This is a genomic window from Dasania sp. GY-MA-18 (genome assembly GCF_024734385.1).
Lineage (GTDB): Bacteria > Pseudomonadota > Gammaproteobacteria > Pseudomonadales > Dasaniaceae > Dasania > Dasania phycosphaerae.
Genome location: NZ_JANHAP010000013.1, coordinates 36,797 through 52,676 on the forward strand (window position 1 = coordinate 36,797; position 15,880 = coordinate 52,676).

16 protein-coding genes are annotated in these 15,880 nt (G+C 49.2%); 11 read left to right on the plus strand and 5 right to left on the minus strand.

Annotated elements, in window-relative coordinates:
* Nucleotides 1–61: 61 nt before the first annotated feature.
* Complete coding sequence (locus NO559_RS14755) at nucleotides 62–565, minus strand: DUF3806 domain-containing protein (protein ID WP_258332642.1); 504 nt, start codon at nucleotides 563–565, stop codon at nucleotides 62–64.
* Between the two features lie 208 nt (nucleotides 566–773).
* Between NO559_RS14755 and dapA the strand changes: the two genes are divergently transcribed.
* From dapA to NO559_RS14770, 3 genes are all read left to right on the plus strand, one after another.
* Nucleotides 774–1,649: a 4-hydroxy-tetrahydrodipicolinate synthase gene (gene dapA / locus NO559_RS14760; protein ID WP_258332643.1), complete on the plus strand. Its 876-nt coding sequence runs from the start codon at nucleotides 774–776 to the stop codon at nucleotides 1,647–1,649.
* A 66-nt stretch (nucleotides 1,650–1,715) separates the two neighbouring features.
* Nucleotides 1,716–2,753: an outer membrane protein assembly factor BamC gene (gene bamC / locus NO559_RS14765; protein WP_258332644.1), complete on the plus strand. Its 1,038-nt coding sequence runs from the start codon at nucleotides 1,716–1,718 to the stop codon at nucleotides 2,751–2,753.
* Entirely contained in the window at nucleotides 2,753–3,517 is a 765-nt protein-coding gene (locus NO559_RS14770) for an MBL fold metallo-hydrolase (RefSeq protein ID WP_258332645.1), read from the plus strand. The genes bamC and NO559_RS14770 overlap by 1 nt, the downstream gene beginning before the upstream one ends.
* Nucleotides 3,518–3,530: 13 nt before the next feature.
* Here NO559_RS14770 and NO559_RS14775 read toward each other — a convergent pair whose 3' ends face one another.
* Complete coding sequence (locus NO559_RS14775) at nucleotides 3,531–4,445, minus strand: lysophospholipid acyltransferase family protein (RefSeq protein WP_258332646.1); 915 nt, start codon at nucleotides 4,443–4,445, stop codon at nucleotides 3,531–3,533.
* 150 nt (nucleotides 4,446–4,595) lie between these two features.
* Here NO559_RS14775 and NO559_RS14780 point away from each other — a divergent pair, with 150 nt between their 5' ends.
* From NO559_RS14780 to NO559_RS14795, 4 genes are read left to right on the plus strand one after another with little or no spacing between them, the layout of a single operon-like run.
* Nucleotides 4,596–4,865 carry a PilZ domain-containing protein gene (locus tag NO559_RS14780; RefSeq protein WP_258332647.1) on the plus strand — a complete coding sequence of 90 codons (270 nt, stop codon included), beginning with the start codon at nucleotides 4,596–4,598 and terminating at the stop codon, nucleotides 4,863–4,865.
* A gap of 60 nt (nucleotides 4,866–4,925) precedes the next feature.
* Nucleotides 4,926–6,233, plus strand: a complete 1,308-nt coding sequence (locus tag NO559_RS14785; RefSeq protein WP_258332648.1) for a hypothetical protein — start codon at nucleotides 4,926–4,928, stop codon at nucleotides 6,231–6,233.
* Nucleotides 6,234–6,255: 22 nt separating this feature from the next.
* On the plus strand, nucleotides 6,256–7,188 hold the full coding sequence (locus NO559_RS14790) for a hypothetical protein (protein ID WP_258332649.1): 933 nt from the start codon (nucleotides 6,256–6,258) through the stop codon (nucleotides 7,186–7,188).
* Between the two features lie 5 nt (nucleotides 7,189–7,193).
* Nucleotides 7,194–7,979: a class I SAM-dependent methyltransferase gene (locus tag NO559_RS14795; RefSeq protein WP_258332650.1), complete on the plus strand. Its 786-nt coding sequence runs from the start codon at nucleotides 7,194–7,196 to the stop codon at nucleotides 7,977–7,979.
* A 69-nt stretch (nucleotides 7,980–8,048) separates the two neighbouring features.
* Here NO559_RS14795 and NO559_RS14800 read toward each other — a convergent pair whose 3' ends face one another.
* Nucleotides 8,049–8,813, minus strand: a complete 765-nt coding sequence (locus NO559_RS14800) for a hypothetical protein (protein ID WP_258332651.1) — start codon at nucleotides 8,811–8,813, stop codon at nucleotides 8,049–8,051.
* Nucleotides 8,814–9,112: 299 nt separating this feature from the next.
* Between NO559_RS14800 and NO559_RS14805 the strand changes: the two genes are divergently transcribed.
* Entirely contained in the window at nucleotides 9,113–9,406 is a 294-nt protein-coding gene (locus tag NO559_RS14805) for a DUF1244 domain-containing protein (RefSeq protein ID WP_258332652.1), read from the plus strand.
* A 30-nt stretch (nucleotides 9,407–9,436) separates the two neighbouring features.
* On the opposite strand, the gene NO559_RS14810 is transcribed toward NO559_RS14805, so the two are convergent.
* Nucleotides 9,437–9,841, minus strand: coding sequence for a hypothetical protein (locus NO559_RS14810; RefSeq protein ID WP_258332653.1), 405 nt, complete (start codon nucleotides 9,839–9,841; stop codon nucleotides 9,437–9,439).
* 120 nt (nucleotides 9,842–9,961) lie between these two features.
* Here NO559_RS14810 and dinB point away from each other — a divergent pair, with 120 nt between their 5' ends.
* Both dinB and NO559_RS14820 read left to right on the plus strand, forming a co-directional pair.
* On the plus strand, nucleotides 9,962–11,071 hold the full coding sequence (dinB, locus tag NO559_RS14815) for a DNA polymerase IV (RefSeq protein ID WP_258332654.1): 1,110 nt from the start codon (nucleotides 9,962–9,964) through the stop codon (nucleotides 11,069–11,071).
* A gap of 135 nt (nucleotides 11,072–11,206) precedes the next feature.
* Nucleotides 11,207–11,779 (plus strand): DUF4136 domain-containing protein, encoded by a 573-nt coding sequence (locus tag NO559_RS14820; protein WP_258332655.1) that lies wholly within the window; start codon nucleotides 11,207–11,209, stop codon nucleotides 11,777–11,779.
* A gap of 77 nt (nucleotides 11,780–11,856) precedes the next feature.
* Here NO559_RS14820 and NO559_RS14825 read toward each other — a convergent pair whose 3' ends face one another.
* The gene (locus tag NO559_RS14825; protein WP_258332656.1) at nucleotides 11,857–12,828 is read right to left on the minus strand and encodes a D-hexose-6-phosphate mutarotase; all 972 of its coding nucleotides are present in this window, start codon (nucleotides 12,826–12,828) and stop codon (nucleotides 11,857–11,859) included.
* Nucleotides 12,829–13,006: 178 nt separating this feature from the next.
* On the opposite strand from NO559_RS14825, the gene rapA reads away from it, so the two are divergent.
* Nucleotides 13,007–15,862, plus strand: a complete 2,856-nt coding sequence (rapA, locus tag NO559_RS14830) for an RNA polymerase-associated protein RapA (protein ID WP_258332697.1) — start codon at nucleotides 13,007–13,009, stop codon at nucleotides 15,860–15,862.
* Nucleotides 15,863–15,880: the final 18 nt, after the last annotated feature.

Consider the following 15,880-nt stretch of genomic DNA (forward strand, 5'->3'; position numbering starts at 1 on the left):
TAAAACGCCACTCTTATTGATAAGCGGTTATTGATAAGCGTGGCGTTTTTTATTTTTGGCGTTAGGGCACAATAATCTGTTTTTTGATGGCGGTAACACTGGCGAGTGCTTTTTGGTAAATCTCTTCTATGTTGACCTCGGCACCGACTTCATAGCGCCGAGAAATCATGGTTATGGGAAATACCACATCGGGCTTGCCCGGCACCGCTAAGGCGCGGCTGCGGCCATAGCGATCAATATAAATAGTCCAGCTCAGGCCTTCCTGTTCTTTGAGTATATTGCCCAAAACCACGCCCATGGCCTGTAAGATTGCGACTTGATCAGATTTGACGATTTTATCGTCTAACAGGCGCTGCATTAGGGCAAAATCATTGTCTTTTTTGCCGTTTAATTGGCGGCCAAAATGTATCCTGGTGAGCTCGTCTATACGGTCGCGCTGGGCGGCCATAAAGGTTTGATCATTGACGGTAAGTGGCTCTTTGCGCCACTGCTGGGCCGAGCTGTTAAGGCTGAAACACAGGCCTAGGACCAAACAAAACAAAGTTAAGTAGTGATGTTTGTACATGGGATGCTCTCCTTTGTTAGGTTAGTTGGGCTTTGCTTGTGCTAGTTTAATCAAAAAAGCTACACTAGCGAGCTTTAATTGCCAGATATTGCGCTAATTTACCGCTTCTAGCTTGAGCTTGCTCTAGCCTGTCAGTACCATAGCCCCTTATTTTATTTTGGCGTTTTGCAAACGGGTAATACGCCGGTACGACCTTCCGGAGAGATGTATGATAGCGGGCAGTCTTGTTGCTCTAGTAACCCCCTTTACCCCTAGCGGCGACGTTGATTGGGCGGCTCTAACAGATTTGCTAGACATGCATTTAGAGAAGGGCACGCACGGCATAGTAGCCGTAGGCACCACCGGCGAATCCGCCACCCTAGATGTGCAAGAGCACTGCAAAGTGATACGCCATACTGTAGAGCATATTAATGGCCGTATCCCTGTTATTGCCGGTACCGGCGCCAATAGCACCCGCGAGGCCATAGAACTCACCGAATCTGCCAAGTCAGCCAAGGCCGACGCCTGCTTATTAGTGACCCCTTATTACAACAAGCCCACCCAAGAGGGCATGTACCAGCACTTTAAAGCAGTGGCGGAGGCGGTAGCCATCCCCCAGATTTTATACAACGTGCCAGGCCGCACGGCCTGCGACATGCTTAACGACACGGTGCTGCGCCTGGCAGGTATTAGCAATATTATTGGCATTAAAGATGCCACCGGCGATGTGGCCCGCGGCATTGAACTTATTCAACGCTGTGGCGACCAACTGGCAGTTTATTCGGGTGATGACCCTACAGCCCTAGAGTTGATGCTTAATGGCGGCAAGGGCGATATTTCGGTAACCGCCAATGTGGCACCTGCTGAAATGGCGCAAATGTGCGAGGCCGCGCTGAAGGGCGATGCTGAGTTGGCACGCCAAATCAACCAAAAAATTCAGCCCCTGCACGACAAGCTTTTTGTTGAGGCCAATCCCATACCGGTGAAGTGGGCTTTACATGAAATGGGCTTAATCGGTGAGACCCTGCGCCTACCGTTAACGGTAATGAGCAAAGAATTTGAGCCTGTGGTGCGCGTGGCCATGCAAGAGTCAGGCATTTTATAAGTCCTTAAATACAGGTAATTAACGTTGTTAAACCCTAAAAGTATAAAAATATCAGCACTGCTAACAGTGGTTCTAAGCACTAGTGCCTGTGGTTGGCTTACCGGCGATGACGGCATTTTTCGCGACCGCAGCAACGATTACCGCAAGTCTAAAGATTTACCGCCCATGCAGTTGCCAGCGGGCATACGCAGCGACAGCATTGATGACGGCTATATGATCCCGGCCATTTCCGATCGCGCCGAATTGAGCGGCGAGTTTGTGGTGCCGCGCCCGGATTCCTTAGGTGCCGAAGTGGATAGAGAGGCGGTGCGCATTAACCGCTTAGGTGACGAGCAGTGGATACTGGTTAACGGCTCGCCCGGCCAAGTGTGGCCCCGCCTGCGCAGCTTTTTTAACCTGGGTGGAGTGGGTTTATTGCGCACCGATGCCGTTAAAGGTGTGCTGGAAACCGCGTGGATACAGCCGGTTAATGCTGAGCTACCTAAAGAGCGCTACCGCTTGCGCATAGAGCAAGGGGTGCAGCGCGGCAGCAGCGAAGTGTATGTGTTGCATATGGATATAGCTGCCGGCCCGCAGTGGCCCAGCCAATCAACTAGCTTTGAGCGCGAGACCGCTTTAGTGACGCAGCTGGCACAATTTTTAGCTGACTCCGCGATAGAAGGTTCGGTATCTATGCTGGCTGAACAGGCCTTGGATTCTTCCGGCCGGGTTAGCATAGAGCAACAGCATGGCAGCGAGCCTTATATATTATTGCGCCTGCCTTTTTACCGCGCTTGGGCCTCTTTAGGCTTAGCCATAGAGAAAGCCGGCTTTAAGCAATCGGATTTGGATATAGGCGAAAAAGTTTACTATGTGCGCTATATACCCAACAAAGCCGACGATGAAGATGAAGACGAAGATGGCGGCTGGTTTTCGGGTTGGTTCTCTGGCTGGTTTAGCGATGATGACAGCGCCGCTAAAAAGCTGGGTGTGCTATACCATATTCGGGTGAAAGATCGCGATGAACAAGCGGTAGAAGTACGCATAGAGCAGCCCAACGGTCAGCCTTTTGCCGAAGGCGAAGCCAATAAATTATTAAAACTGATTAAGCGGCAGCTGAGTTAGTGAGCCTGCGCTTTGCCTCTTTAGGTAGTGGCAGCAAAGGCAATGCGACTCTTATAGAGTCGCAGCAGGGCTTGTTGCTGCTGGATTGCGGCTTTACCATTAAGGAAACCGTTAGGCGTTTGCAGCTGCTGGGTCACCAGCCAGAAAACCTCACGGCTATTTTGGTCACCCATGAGCACGGCGACCATATTGCCGGCGTAGGTCCCTTGGCGCGCCGTTACAATATTCCTGTTTATATGACGCACGGCACCGCCCAGCACAAGGGCGTGGCTAAATTACCTAGCCGCCATCTGATTAATACCCACCAAAGTTTTCATATTGCCGATATAGAAGTCACCCCTGTGGTGGTGCCTCACGATGCCCGCGAGCCCTGTCAGTTTGTGTTTAGGCATAGGCAAAAAACGCTGGGGGTGCTTACCGACCTGGGCAGCATTACCCCCTTTATTGTGCAGCAGTATCAACAGTGCGATAGTTTAATGTTGGAGTGCAATCACGACAGCCGCATGCTGGCCATGGGGCCTTATCCGCCTTCGCTAAAAACCCGGGTAGGTGGCCAGTGGGGACATTTAAATAATATACAGGCGGCTAATTTGCTGCGCGAGATAGAGACTGACCCACTGCAGCATCTGGTGATCTCCCATATCAGCGAGCAAAATAATACTGAAATGTTAGCCCGCAATGCCATTGTGGAAGTCTATGGCGACGACCAGCCTTTGTTGCTGGCTAAGCAAGATCAGGGCTTTGACTGGCTGGCTATTGATTAGCTCGCTTGAGTTGCTAAGGCTGATTTTGCTCAGGCAGGTACTGATGTTTGGGAAAATCCTCGGCAAAAATATCACTACTATCACCACTGGGGCTACGGCGCCATTTGCGATTACTCCATAGCCAGGTTTCGGGCTGGGCAGTAATGGCGCGCTGCATGGCGGCAATATAATTATCTAATACTTGATAGCTGTTTTTGGCATAGGGCGGCTGAGCAATAATCTCAAAAGTCACCTTATAATAGCCCCGCTTGACTCTGTGTACGGCAAAATACACCACTGGATTTTGAGTTAACTCAGCAATTTTTTGGCTGCCTAAATAAAAGGGCGCAGGGCGGTTAAAAAACATCTGCCAATATTTTTTGTCTTTTCTTATAGGGGCTTGATCCGCCGTCATAGTAATCAGGTGAAACTCTTTGCGCTTGCGCAAGATGTGTTTCATAGCTTTACTTGAGGGGATTAATTGCGTGCCTAGCTTGGAGCGGTTGGCTAAAAAAATGGCATCAAAAAAGTCATCGTGTAAGGGCTTGTAGATGGCGTCCACCGGGGCCTTAAGTTTATAGGGCAGCAGCTGCACCAGCCATTCCCAACCGCCCTGATGTATAGACAGCAGCTGTAAAGACTGTTTGTTATCTAAATAGGGTTGGATGAGTTCTAGGTTGGTAAACTCAAAGCGCGAGGCCAACTCCTCGGCGCTGATGTTTTGGGAGGCGATAGCCTCCATAAAGTTATCGCAAATAAAACGGTAGTAATCTTTTTCTATGCGGATAATCTCGGCCAGGCTTTTGTCGGGAAAAGCCTGGCTAAGATTGCTGCGTACGATGTCGCGGCGGTAGCGTACCAGATAGTAAGCTAGCCAATATAAACCGTTAGAAAGTTTGTATAGTGAGGCCAAAGGCAATTTGGCTAACAGGGCGATGAGTAATTTCATTAATACATAATGGGCAATAATTTGCGCTCTATTGTAATGATTATGGGGCTTGCAGCACAGCCTTAATTAGGCCTTAATAAGCACTATTGCTCATATTAGCTATTATGCTACTACTAATAACAAAGAAGAAAGTTAAGCAAAAGGTGAATAATGGACGAGCAGCGCAAATATGTACGGGCTGAATGCTCGGCTCTGGTAGAGCTGAGCCACCCCAGTTTTGGCCACTGCGAACTTAAGGCCAGGGATTTATCGGATGGTGGTATGTTTGTAATACTGGGGGCCAATACTGCGCCGCCAGTAGGCACGGTACTAAATGTAAAGATTAAGCGCTATACCGGCGTCATCAATGATCAACCCATTCCTATGGAGGTGGTGCATCATAATGGCGGTGGTATGGGCTTAATGTTTGTGAATTTATAAAGCAGTAGCTTGGTCGGTTGTTACGCCGTGCTAAAACCATCAATAACGACATAAGAGTTTATGGTAGACGAAAATTCCAATCCGCTAGGTTTAGATGCCAGCATAGCGGCTGAAATAGGCAAGGTGCAGCAGCTAAACTTGCAGCTTTTGGCGCAGCAGTTTAATGAGCTATGGGGCCATGGCCGCAATATTATCTTATGTTGGTGTGCGGTGGAGGCTGGCATAGAGGTTTTGGTAGTACCTCATTATTTTTTAAGTGATTTTACCGAAAGCCTGAATGATTGTTCGCCGGTAGATAGATTAGATGCTCTTAATGGCCGCTTTATACGCCAGTTAATTTCCGGCGGCCGGCAGCTAAGTGTAGAAGATTTACACGGCACCGCTAAACGTTTTGACTTAGAAATACAAACCTTAGAATTACCGGTACCGGTGACAAAAAAGCTGGCCGTGTGCAAAGCCATTGATCAGCTGGTACAGCGCTATAGCCTCAATTATGTTAAAAACCGTGGTGTGCTGTTATTTGATATTTGTGATTTTTCTCGGGCTACTTCCTTTGAGCAAATCAGCCAGCTCAGCAGCCTGTCCTATTCTTTAAACTCGGCGAGAGTAAAGCTGCTTAGCACGGGGGTGGAGGTAAACTTTTCCCGCACCACAACGGGTGACGGTTATTATATTTGGAACCAGGATACCAAACCTCAGGGCAATGCCGATCTATTTTATTTTATGTTGCTAGTGCTGGCCGATAACGCCTTAGCGCGCCGTAAAATGCAGCAAAAAAATAAAGGCCGCAGGGTCAACGCCAACAATGTGCCGTTGCTGCGCACGGGCTTTCACATAGGCAGCCACTATGAGTTCTACCAAACCGAATCGGGTAACGGGGCGGTGGATAGTTTTATTGTTGGCGATGTCACTATAGAGCTGGCCCGTATGTTAGAGCTGGCTCAGCCCGGGCAAATTTTTATAGGTGATATAGATACCTGGTTGCCCACCTCCAGGAGCGAGGGCGCCTACTTGGTTACCGTCGATAGCCAAAACTTTGTGGATCGCGTCAGTCGCCGCACCAGCCCCTTAAACGGCTTGGAGCTTTCCGGTGAAAAAATCAGTGATATACACTGTTACTTAACCGGTGAAACTGGCGCCAGTGCCGGCCGCAGCGTACGCCGTTTTAAGGTCACCGATAAGCATGGTTACAGCCGCAACGTCTATAATTTACGCATTAATATTCGAACCTGTGACGGGCGTCCACTCCTACTAGGCCTGTCAGATAGTAATCTACCCAAACGCCAATACGATGGAGTAACCGCTATCGCCGATAGTGAACGCGTATTAAAGCGGTTATCGCCCAGCATAGCGGTGGCCGACGACTAAATATGGAAAAGCCGGGGGGAAGATGGCAGGCTGCGCTCAACAAGTCACTATGGATGTGACCGGAACCGTAAATGTCAGCGATGCACAGGCTGTGTGCAATGCTGTGATGGGGATTTTGACGGTCCGTTATCCCGGTTATGACTTCACTATTATTAGCACTCTCTATAAAGACTTTGCCGCGCTGTATAGCGGTAATTACCCCGGCTACATAGCCTGCGAGACCCCCTATCACGATGTGCAGCATGTGCTAGATGTAAGCCTGGCTATGGCGCGCTTATTGGATGGCTACGATAAAAGCCACAGCTCTGAGCAACAGTTAGGCCCCGAGTTGGCGGTGCTGGGTATGGCCGTGGCGCTGTTTCACGACTCGGGCTATATACGCAGCAGCGATGATAAAACCACTAGTCACGGGGCCGAGTACACCAAAACCCATGTAAGCCGCAGCGCTGCCTTTATGGCCCATTATTTTCCTCTAGTGGCTATGGCGCAGTGGGTGAAGATTGCCGAAAAGCTGGTGCACTTTACCGGTTACGAGTTACCGCCCGAGTCCATCACTTTGGCCAACCCCAAGCATCGAGTACTGGGGGCGATGATAGGCACTGCCGATGTGGTGGCACAAATGGCAGATGCGGCTTACCTCAATAAATGCCGTGACCGTTTGTACCCAGAATTTGAGCTAGGGGGCATGTTAAAACAGCGCATGGCCGATGGCAGCGAGCAAGTCATATACAGCTCGGCAGAAGATTTATTGGCCAAGACCCCAGGCTTTATTAAAACCACAATTACTGAGCGTTTAGACGGCCACTTTCAGGGTTTATACCGCTACGTGGAGGCGCACTTTGGCGGTACTAATAAATATATGGAAGCTTTAGAAAATAACTGTAAACATTTAGAATCGCTGCTGGCAAAAAACGACCCCGAATTACTTAAGCAAACCCTACATCGTCCCGAGTAAACCCTATGCCCTGTTCCAAGCTTGTTGTGCTGCTGGATGATCATCACCAGCCGCAACTGCATACGCTGGCCCAACAATTACAGTTGCCCTTATTAAATGCCGATGACTTAGCCTGCAGCCAGGCTGAATATGGTTTAGGTTTTTTTCAGCAGGCGCTAGGGGTAAAAGAGTTAGCCAGCAAAGCTGGGCCAGTATGCGTCGACTTTGTGACTGGCACTGCCGCGCATCGGCGCAATATGGGTGGCGGCGAGCTTATTGTGAAAGCCATGGGAGGCAGTAAACAGCAGCGACCCAGTGTGTTAGATGTAACGGCGGGCTTAGGCCGCGATAGCTTTGTGTTGGCTAGCTGGGGTTTTAGCGTGCAAATGTTAGAGCGCTCCCCGGTAGTGGCTAGTTTATTAGCCGATGGCCTGCTGCGAGCCAGCCAGTGCGAAGATAGAGAGGTGCAGGAAATCGCTAGCCGCATGCGGCTATGGCAGGGCGAGGCACAGGAATACTTGGCGCAAATTGGCGATAGCATCGCCCCCGATATAATCTACCTAGACCCTATGTTCCCGCCCTCTAAAAAATCTGCGCTGGTTAAAAAAGATATGCGCGCATTTCACGCCATAGTTGGCAAAGAGCAAGATGCCAGTGAGCTATTAGCCGCCGCGAGAGCCAAGGCTAGGCATAGGGTAGTGGTGAAACGGCCAAAAAAATCTGCTTTTTTGGCGGAGCAAAAGCCCAGCTTCAGTTTGGCCGGTAAAGCGGTAAGATTTGATGTTTACAGCCTGCGGGCCTTTGCCAAATAAGCACAGTGGCAAAGTCATCAGGCATAAAAAAGCCCGCTAGCAGCGGGCTTTTTTATTAGCGCGGGCTAATTAAGCTTTTTTGGCTTTCTTAGCAGCTGGCTTTTTAGCGGCTTTTTTAGCAGCAGGCTTCTTGGCAGCTTTAGGGGCTGCTTTTTTAGCGGCAGGCTTTTTGGCAGCTTTTTTGGCTTTCGCTTTTTCTTTAGCAGCGGCTTTTTTGGCAGCAGCTTTAGCTTTAGCGGCCGCTTTTTTGGCCTTTTCTTTCTCTTTGGCGGCAGCTTTCTTAGCAGCGGCTTTGGCTTTAGCAGCTTTAGCTTTAGCAGCTAGCTTAGCTTTGGCAGCAGCTTTTTTAGCTCTTTCTTTTTCTTTGGCAGCGGCTTTTTTAGCAGCTATTTTAGCTTTGGCAGCAGCTTTCTTGGCTTTAGCAGCTTCCTTCTTAGCAAGCGCTTTTTTAGCAGCAGCTTCAGTTTTGGCTTCAGCAGCAGCAGCTTTCAGGGCCGCTTTGGCAGCAGCAACTTCAGCTTTAAGGGCGCTGGCAGTGTCTTTAGCCGCTTTTTCAGCAGCTTTAGCTTTGGCCGCAGCAGCTTTAGCCTTGGCAACGGCAGCTTTAGTAGCAGCAGTTTTTTTGGCTTTGGCTTTAGCTTGAGCAGCAGCTAATTTTTTAGCAGCAGCAGCACTGGCTGTTTTGGCTTTAGCAGCGTCTTTAGCAGCTTTAGTTGCCGCTTTTTCAGCATTAGCAGCTTGAGCAGTGCGGGCTTTCTCTAGCTTAGCTTTTAACTGAGCGATTTCTTTTTCTATTTCAACAACAGGGTTTGCAGCTTTTTTTGCAGCGGCCATAGTTTTGTCCTTACGTTCATTAAAAAATTAATTATAAAGGTTCAAAAGGTTTGTTTAAAAAACCAGCGAATTATACGCGGCTTTTTGCGTGAGGAAAGTGAAAATAGAAAATAAGTGGTGGAAATTAAACAAATAGGCATTATTTTTTTGATCTTTTGTAAAATAAATCGGCATTTATCCCCTTGCGATGCTTTTTGCTGAGAAATGTTACCTCAACCTTGCGGGCTGGGGTGTTTGTGGCCCATACTTTTTTACCGCACTAAGCCATAGTGTTTTGAACTAAAAAAAGAGTGGAAGATATGGAAAAGAAGACCCAAACAGAAATAGAGGCGGCGGTTTTTCGTCGCTTATTGGCCCATTTTGACAGCCGTAAAGATGTACAAAATATCGATTTAATGAATTTGGCGGGCTTTTGCCGTAATTGCTTGTCGAAGTGGTATGTGGCCGAGGCGGACGAGCGCCAACAAGCAATAAACTACGAGCAGGCGCGGGAGATTGTTTACGGCATGCCCTATGACGAGTGGAAAGAGAAATATCAATTAGAGTCCACCCCAGAGCAATTGGCTGCGTTTAATGCCAATAAGAAAAAATAACCGGGTTTAACTCATGTTGGCCAGCCCGTTTTATAACAGGCTGCCATGTGGCAAAAAGCGGTTATTACTATTGGCTTTAATCCATAGGCTTAGCTCTTTATTAATGCCTGTGCCTCGTTGTTTTAAGATCTTTCCTAGGGCTATAACTGGCGATTGATCGCCGGCATCCCAGCCGGGCAGTTGCTCGGCTTTGGTAAAAAACTTCATTAAAGCGATTATTTCAGCATCACTCAGCTCTTGTACATGGGGCTGCCAGAATGCCAGGTTTTGACGCATTAGCAGTGCATAGTCGGCCTGTTCCTGCGCTGATAGTTGTTGGCTTAAATCATCCAGCTGCTGTTGCTCAGTTAGGGCGATAAAACTCTGTAATAGTTGCTCGCTCATGGTTATGGATTGTGATGCTGCTGGGTCTGCTGACCAGGTGCCTATACTCATACTGCGTGCCTAAGGTAAATTGCTTTCTTTTATTATAGTGCGGTTGTGGGCAAATTATACGGCTTTGTTTTTTATTTGGGCGGTGTATACTGTTTTTACATACAGTTAATTGCTTTTAAAATGTTAAATTCTGCTACCGAAACGTCGTTGCGAAAAATTATTCACTGCGATTGTGATTGTTTTTTTGCCGCTATAGAAATGCGCGATGACCCTTTGTTGCGGGGCCGGCCTATGGCTGTGGGTGGTAGTAGCGATAAGCGCGGGGTGATTTCTACCTGTAATTACGAAGCCAGGGCTTATGGTGTGCACTCAGCCATGGCTACTGCCCATGCCAAAAAATTGTGCCCAGATTTACTGGTAGTGCCTCATAATATGGCCAAATACCGGCTGGCTGCTCAGCAGATACGTGATATTTTTTATGACTATACCGATGCGGTGGAGCCGGTCTCTTTAGATGAGGCTTACTTGGATGTGAGTGCCAGCAGCGCCTGCCAAGGCAGTGCAACGTTAATCGCTAAAGAGATTATGGCCAGGGTACATGCCGAGGTGGGTATTACACTTTCGGCGGGAGTTGCGGGTAATAAATTCTTGGCAAAAATTGGCAGTGATTGGAATAAACCCAATGGCCTATGTGTGATCTTACCGCAGCAAGTTGCCGATTTTGTGGTGGAGTTACCGGTGGCCAAAATCAACGGCGTGGGCAAGGTGACTGCTGAAAAATTGCAGCGCTTAGGAGTGCAGCGCTGTGGTGATTTACAAGCTTATACGGTGTTTGAATTGGTGGAGTTATTTGGCGCTTTTGGCCAGCGTTTGTATAAATTATGCCGCGGCGAGGATGATAGGCCGGTCAAGGTCAGCCGTCAGCGCAAATCCTTGAGTGTAGAGCACACCTACCCAGAAGATAAAGACAGCTTGTCGCAATGCTTGCAGCAATTACCGGCCTTGTTTGCCCAGCTTAATCAGCGTTTGGAGGGTTTAGAGGGCAGTTATCTGGTGACTAAGCAGTTTGTAAAATTTAAATTTTCTGACTTTCAAACCACCACCGTAGAGTGCGTGGTGGCAGGCAGTATTAGGCTGTCCGTTTACCATGATTTATTTCAGCAAGCCTTTGAGCGAGGGGCTGGGCTGGGGGTGAGGTTGTTGGGCTTGGGGGTACGCTTTCAAGTTAGCCACGACAGCTACGGTGAGCAACTGCCATTGTTTCCCTATGACTTAACCTTGCATGGCTAGGCTTTTGCTCACCACTAAACTGATAGCTGTTGCGGGCCTTATTTCGCTATATTTGGCCTTGGCCGGCTGACATGGGTTACACTCACTAGTAATAATCAATGAATGGCAACGATGCGTCACTGTTGAGGGTTTTTTGTGAATAAATTAATAGGTTTAAGCTTATTGGCTGCTGTGTTGTGCCTAGCTGGCTGCGCCAACACGCAAATTGATGCGGGCGATACTGGTCGTTTTAATAGTAAACAATACCGTGACTATAGTTGGGCAACGGCCACTATGACACATAAGCAGGGGCGCTCAGAGCGGCTGGTGATATTGGATCATGCACTACGCGATGCGGTTAATACCCAGCTAAAGGCCAAAGGTTATCGGTTGGTGGAGCCTGCTGAGGCGCAATTTGTGGTGGATTATCGCTATACCCGCATGGTCAGCGTCGATCAAGGTGACCCTATGGCCACGCCTAAGGCATTGGAAGGTGCCTGGGATGCCGGGGCAACTATGGGTGACCCCGGCCTACAGCTAGGCTTTGTGCCTGAGAAAATTAGCGAGTTATTTTTGCGCTTTTCGGTGCGTGATAAGTTTAGTAAAAAAGAATTATGGAGCGGCACAGCGTCAAGAATTATGGATCAATCCTCTAAGAGTAAGACGCAGATTAATGCCATAGCCGAGAGAGTGGTGAAAAAACTTTTTGCTCAATTTGCTAAGCGCTAAGCCTTGCACATTAAGACTGTATAGATAGCGTAACCATAGATTTAAATTAACGGCGTAGCTTACACTACGCCGTTTTGCTATGTGGCAGAGAGTGGCTGGGGCTTAATAGCCAGCTGTAATTGGCGGCTTTGCCGAGGGGCTAGCGTGACTATATCTTCACCCACATTGGCGGTTTCTATGCATAGCATCTGTTGGTAATCATCGTCGGCAAAATTGTTTAAGTGCTGGGCCTTATTGCGCCAAGGGTTCCACACCACCGTGCTGTGGCTGCCGCTGCTATGGATAAGGGTTTGTTGCTGCTGCTCTTTGTCTATAAGGCGTATGGTGGGCAGCTCTTTTTGTTGCAGCCTGGAGTGTTGATAAATACGATCCGTCTCGCTGCTGATACTGAGCAAGCCCTGCTGAGTTTTGACTTGCTCATTGTCTAGCTTATCAATATAGCGCTGCTCTTCTAAGCCGCTAACCTGGCAGCGACTAATATCCCCCACGGCATAATAACTGTGCAGAGCACTGCTATAGCTAAAGGGCTTGCTGCCGGTATTGGTAACGACTAGGTTTAGTTCTAGCTGTTCGCCTACAGTGATGGTCAATTCTAGGCGGCTGGCGTAGGGCCACAGCGCTTGTTGCTCAGCCGCCAGCTCGTAACTGAGCTTTAATTGTGTTTGGCTACTGCTAACGGGGGTGATGCTGTCTAGCTGCCATAAATTATTACGGGCAAAGCCATGGGCGGGGGGCTGGGCTGCAGCATCAAACTGCGCGGTAATAGCTTTGGGGTTTTGCGCCAGCTGACCAAACCAGGGCCAGCTGATGGGTATGCCGCCTCGCAAGGGCTGGCCCTGCTGGTAGCGATTGCTGCTACTTAGCCATAGGGTTTTACTATGGCCATGGGCTTGGTACTCGGCAACTTGCCCACCCTGTAAAAATATTAGCGCTTTGGCGGCGCTGTTATTAACGGCAACGGCAATTAATTCCTTGTGTAACTCTATGTGTATGCCTTCTATATGGCCAAATTCACTATAGAGGTGTTGTAGCTGCTGAGCGAGGTTCATAGCGCTGGTGCTGTCCTTTGACTATTGCAATAGCTGCTAAGCTTAATCGCTATGGCTGAGCTAGGCCAGAGCAGAACGCGCTAAGCTAGGCCTTTTACTGCTAAGAACTTGCAAATAGTCGCTAAGGCCTTATCATCCGCGGCCTTTATAGAACAAATAGGAAGCATACGTGAGCGAAATGTTGTTTGTACCTGGCCAGCGATGGGTAAGTAATACCGAGTCAGAGTTAGGCCTGGGTATAGTAGTTGAAGTCATGAACCGACGTGTCGACATCAGTTTCCCGGCCTCTGGCGAGCGGCGCACCTATGCGGTAGATAATGCGCCCCTAAACCGTGTGCGCTACGAAGTTGGCCAGCAAGTGAGCACGGCTGATGAGCAAAGCTTTACCGTTAGCGAGGTCATAGAAGAACGCCACTGCTTGTTTTATAGAGGCCTTAACGAGCAGGGCGAAACCCTAACGGTGCCCGAGTTAGAGCTCAATAGTTTTGTACAATTTAGCAAGCCGCAAGATCGCCTCTTTGCTGGCCAAATTGATAAAAACCGCGCTTTTCAATTGCGCTGTGAAACCCTAGAGCATATACGCCACCAACAGCTCTCAGCGGTGCGTGGTTTGCTGGGGGCCAGAGTGCAACTATTACCCCACCAGCTGTATATAGCCAGTGAAACGGCTAATCGCTTTGCTCCCCGTGTGTTGTTAGCTGATGAAGTGGGTTTGGGTAAAACCATAGAGGCCGGCCTGGTAATACATCACCAGCTAATGACCGGCCGCGCCAGCCGCGTGCTAATAGTAGTGCCCGATAGTTTAGTGCATCAGTGGCTGGTAGAAATGCTGCGCCGCTTTAATTTATATTTTAGTATTTTTGATGCCCAGCGCTGTCAGGCCCTTACCGAGTCCGGTGCCGATAACCCCTTTGAAGAGGCGCAGTTAGTGCTGTGCAGCCTGTCCACTTTTACCGAACATCAAGACTTACATCAGCAGGCCGTGGCCGCACGCTGGGATTTAATGGTAGTGGATGAAGCTCACCACCTAGCCTGGAGCCCCGAACAGGTCAGCCCTGCCTACCAATGTGTAGAGGCCTTGGCGCAAACCGCACAGGGTTTATTGCTGCTAACTGCTACCCCAGAGCAATTAGGCATAGAGAGCCATTTTTCACGCCTGCGTTTATTAGATCCTGACCGTTATTACGATGTAGAAAAATTTATCGCCGAAGAGCAAAACTACCAGCCGGTTAATGAACTGGTGCAAAAGCTAATGGCCGACAGTGTTGCCGAACATATTGCCGCGCCAGCATTTATTAGCCAGTTAACCCAATACCTGGGCGACTCTGCAGTAGCGCATTTACAGCAGGAGCTGCAGGGTGCAGAGCCACAGCAGGCGATTAATCACGCGATAGAATTATTATTAGATCAACACGGTACCGGCCGCGTTTTATTTCGCAACACGCGTTCCTCGGTAGCGGGTTTCCCCGACCGGCATTTGCATACACACCCCTTAACGGCTCCCAGTGAGTACACCGCCCAGTTAGCACAGGCAGAACTAAGCGACAGCCTGCGGCCGGAAACCTTACTGGGTGATGAGCAGTGGCTAACTATTGATCCGCGCGTGCAATGGTTGAGTGGATGGCTGCGAGAGCGGCGCAGTCATAAAGTATTAGTGATCTGCGCGCGGGCCGAAACCGCCTTAGATTTAGAGCTGCACCTACGCTTGAAAGAGGGCGTGCAGTCGGCGGTATTTCACGAGGGCTTAAGCTTGGTAGCTCGCGATAGGGCGGCAGCTTATTTTTCTGATGATGAGGATGGCGCTCAGGTATTAATTTGTTCTGAGATAGGTAGTGAAGGTAGAAACTTCCAGTTTGCCCATCACCTGGTGTTGTTTGATTTGCCGTTAAACCCCGACTTATTAGAGCAGCGCATAGGCCGCCTAGATAGGATAGGCCAGCGCCACGATGTGCAAATTCACTGCCCCTATTATCAGGGCAGTGCGCAAGAAACCTTATTGCGTTGGTACCACGAGGGCTTAAATGCTTTCGAAAAAACCTGCCCGGCGGGCAATAATATTTACCAACAGGTTGAGGCCGAGTTATTGGCTTGTTTACGGGGTGAGGCGACTGATCAGCAGCTAGCGCAATTACTCAGCCATACCCAGCAGATTAGCGAGCAAACTCTGGCCGCGCTGCAGCAGGGCCGCGATCGCCTAGTGGAGTTAAACTCTTTTAATGAGGCTAAGGCCGAGCGTGTAGTAGCAGCCTTTATTGCCGAAGAGCGTCGCCATGAGCTGGCTAAATATATGGAGCAGGTGTTTGATTTATTTGGTGTAGACCAAGAGGAACACTCGGCGCTAAGCACCGTGATACATCCCGGTGATCATATGTTGTGCCACAACTTCCCCGGCTTGCCGGAAGATGGTATGACCGCCACCTATCAGCGCGAATTGGCGCTGTCGCGTGAAGACATACAGTTTTTAACCTGGGAGCACCCCATGGTCACCGGTGCCATGGATATGATCTTGGGAGGCGAGCTGGGCAATACCGCGCTAGCCACTATTAAATTGCCGCCTATTAAACCCGGCACTTTAATGTTGGAAGCGGTGTTTACCGTTCAGTGTACTGCGCCACCCCAATTACAATTGCACCGCTATTTGCCGCTTACCACTATACGTATAGTGGTGGATGCGAATAATAATGACCTCAGTAATATTTTAAGTGCACAGCGCCTGGCAAAATTAGTGGCCAAAGTTCCTAAGCGAGTGGGTCAGGACTTGGTGCGTCAAACGCGCAAAGATATTTTGGCACTTATCGAACAGGCCGAAACTCTAGCGACTGCGCAGCAGCAGGATATCGTGGCCAGCGCCCAGCAAAATATGTTGCAGCAGCAAACTGAAGAAACTGAGCGACTTAAAGCTCTGGCCCAGCGCAACCCCAATATACGGCAAGAAGAAATTGATTTTCAGCTACAGGCCACGGATATGCTATCTGCAGCCTTGCAACAAGCTAGAATTAAATTGGAGGCCGTACGATTGCTGGTGGCGGTATAAACAGACTTAGTCGTTTGA

Coding starts and splice junctions, on each gene's coding strand:
- NO559_RS14755 (WP_258332642.1), bottom strand. CDS start 565: ATGTACAAACATCACTACTTAACTTTGTTTTGTTTGGTCCTAGGCCTG.
- NO559_RS14785 (WP_258332648.1), top strand. CDS start 4,926: ATGGTAGACGAAAATTCCAATCCGCTAGGTTTAGATGCCAGCATAGCG.
- rapA (WP_258332697.1), top strand. CDS start 13,007: ATGTTGTTTGTACCTGGCCAGCGATGGGTAAGTAATACCGAGTCAGAG.
- NO559_RS14805 (WP_258332652.1), top strand. CDS start 9,113: ATGGAAAAGAAGACCCAAACAGAAATAGAGGCGGCGGTTTTTCGTCGC.
- dinB (WP_258332654.1), top strand. CDS start 9,962: ATGTTAAATTCTGCTACCGAAACGTCGTTGCGAAAAATTATTCACTGC.
- NO559_RS14825 (WP_258332656.1), bottom strand. CDS start 12,828: ATGAACCTCGCTCAGCAGCTACAACACCTCTATAGTGAATTTGGCCAT.
- dapA (WP_258332643.1), top strand. CDS start 774: ATGATAGCGGGCAGTCTTGTTGCTCTAGTAACCCCCTTTACCCCTAGC.
- NO559_RS14790 (WP_258332649.1), top strand. CDS start 6,256: ATGGCAGGCTGCGCTCAACAAGTCACTATGGATGTGACCGGAACCGTA.
- NO559_RS14795 (WP_258332650.1), top strand. CDS start 7,194: ATGCCCTGTTCCAAGCTTGTTGTGCTGCTGGATGATCATCACCAGCCG.
- NO559_RS14810 (WP_258332653.1), bottom strand. CDS start 9,841: ATGAGTATAGGCACCTGGTCAGCAGACCCAGCAGCATCACAATCCATA.
- NO559_RS14775 (WP_258332646.1), bottom strand. CDS start 4,445: ATGAAATTACTCATCGCCCTGTTAGCCAAATTGCCTTTGGCCTCACTA.
- NO559_RS14780 (WP_258332647.1), top strand. CDS start 4,596: ATGGACGAGCAGCGCAAATATGTACGGGCTGAATGCTCGGCTCTGGTA.
- NO559_RS14800 (WP_258332651.1), bottom strand. CDS start 8,813: ATGGCCGCTGCAAAAAAAGCTGCAAACCCTGTTGTTGAAATAGAAAAA.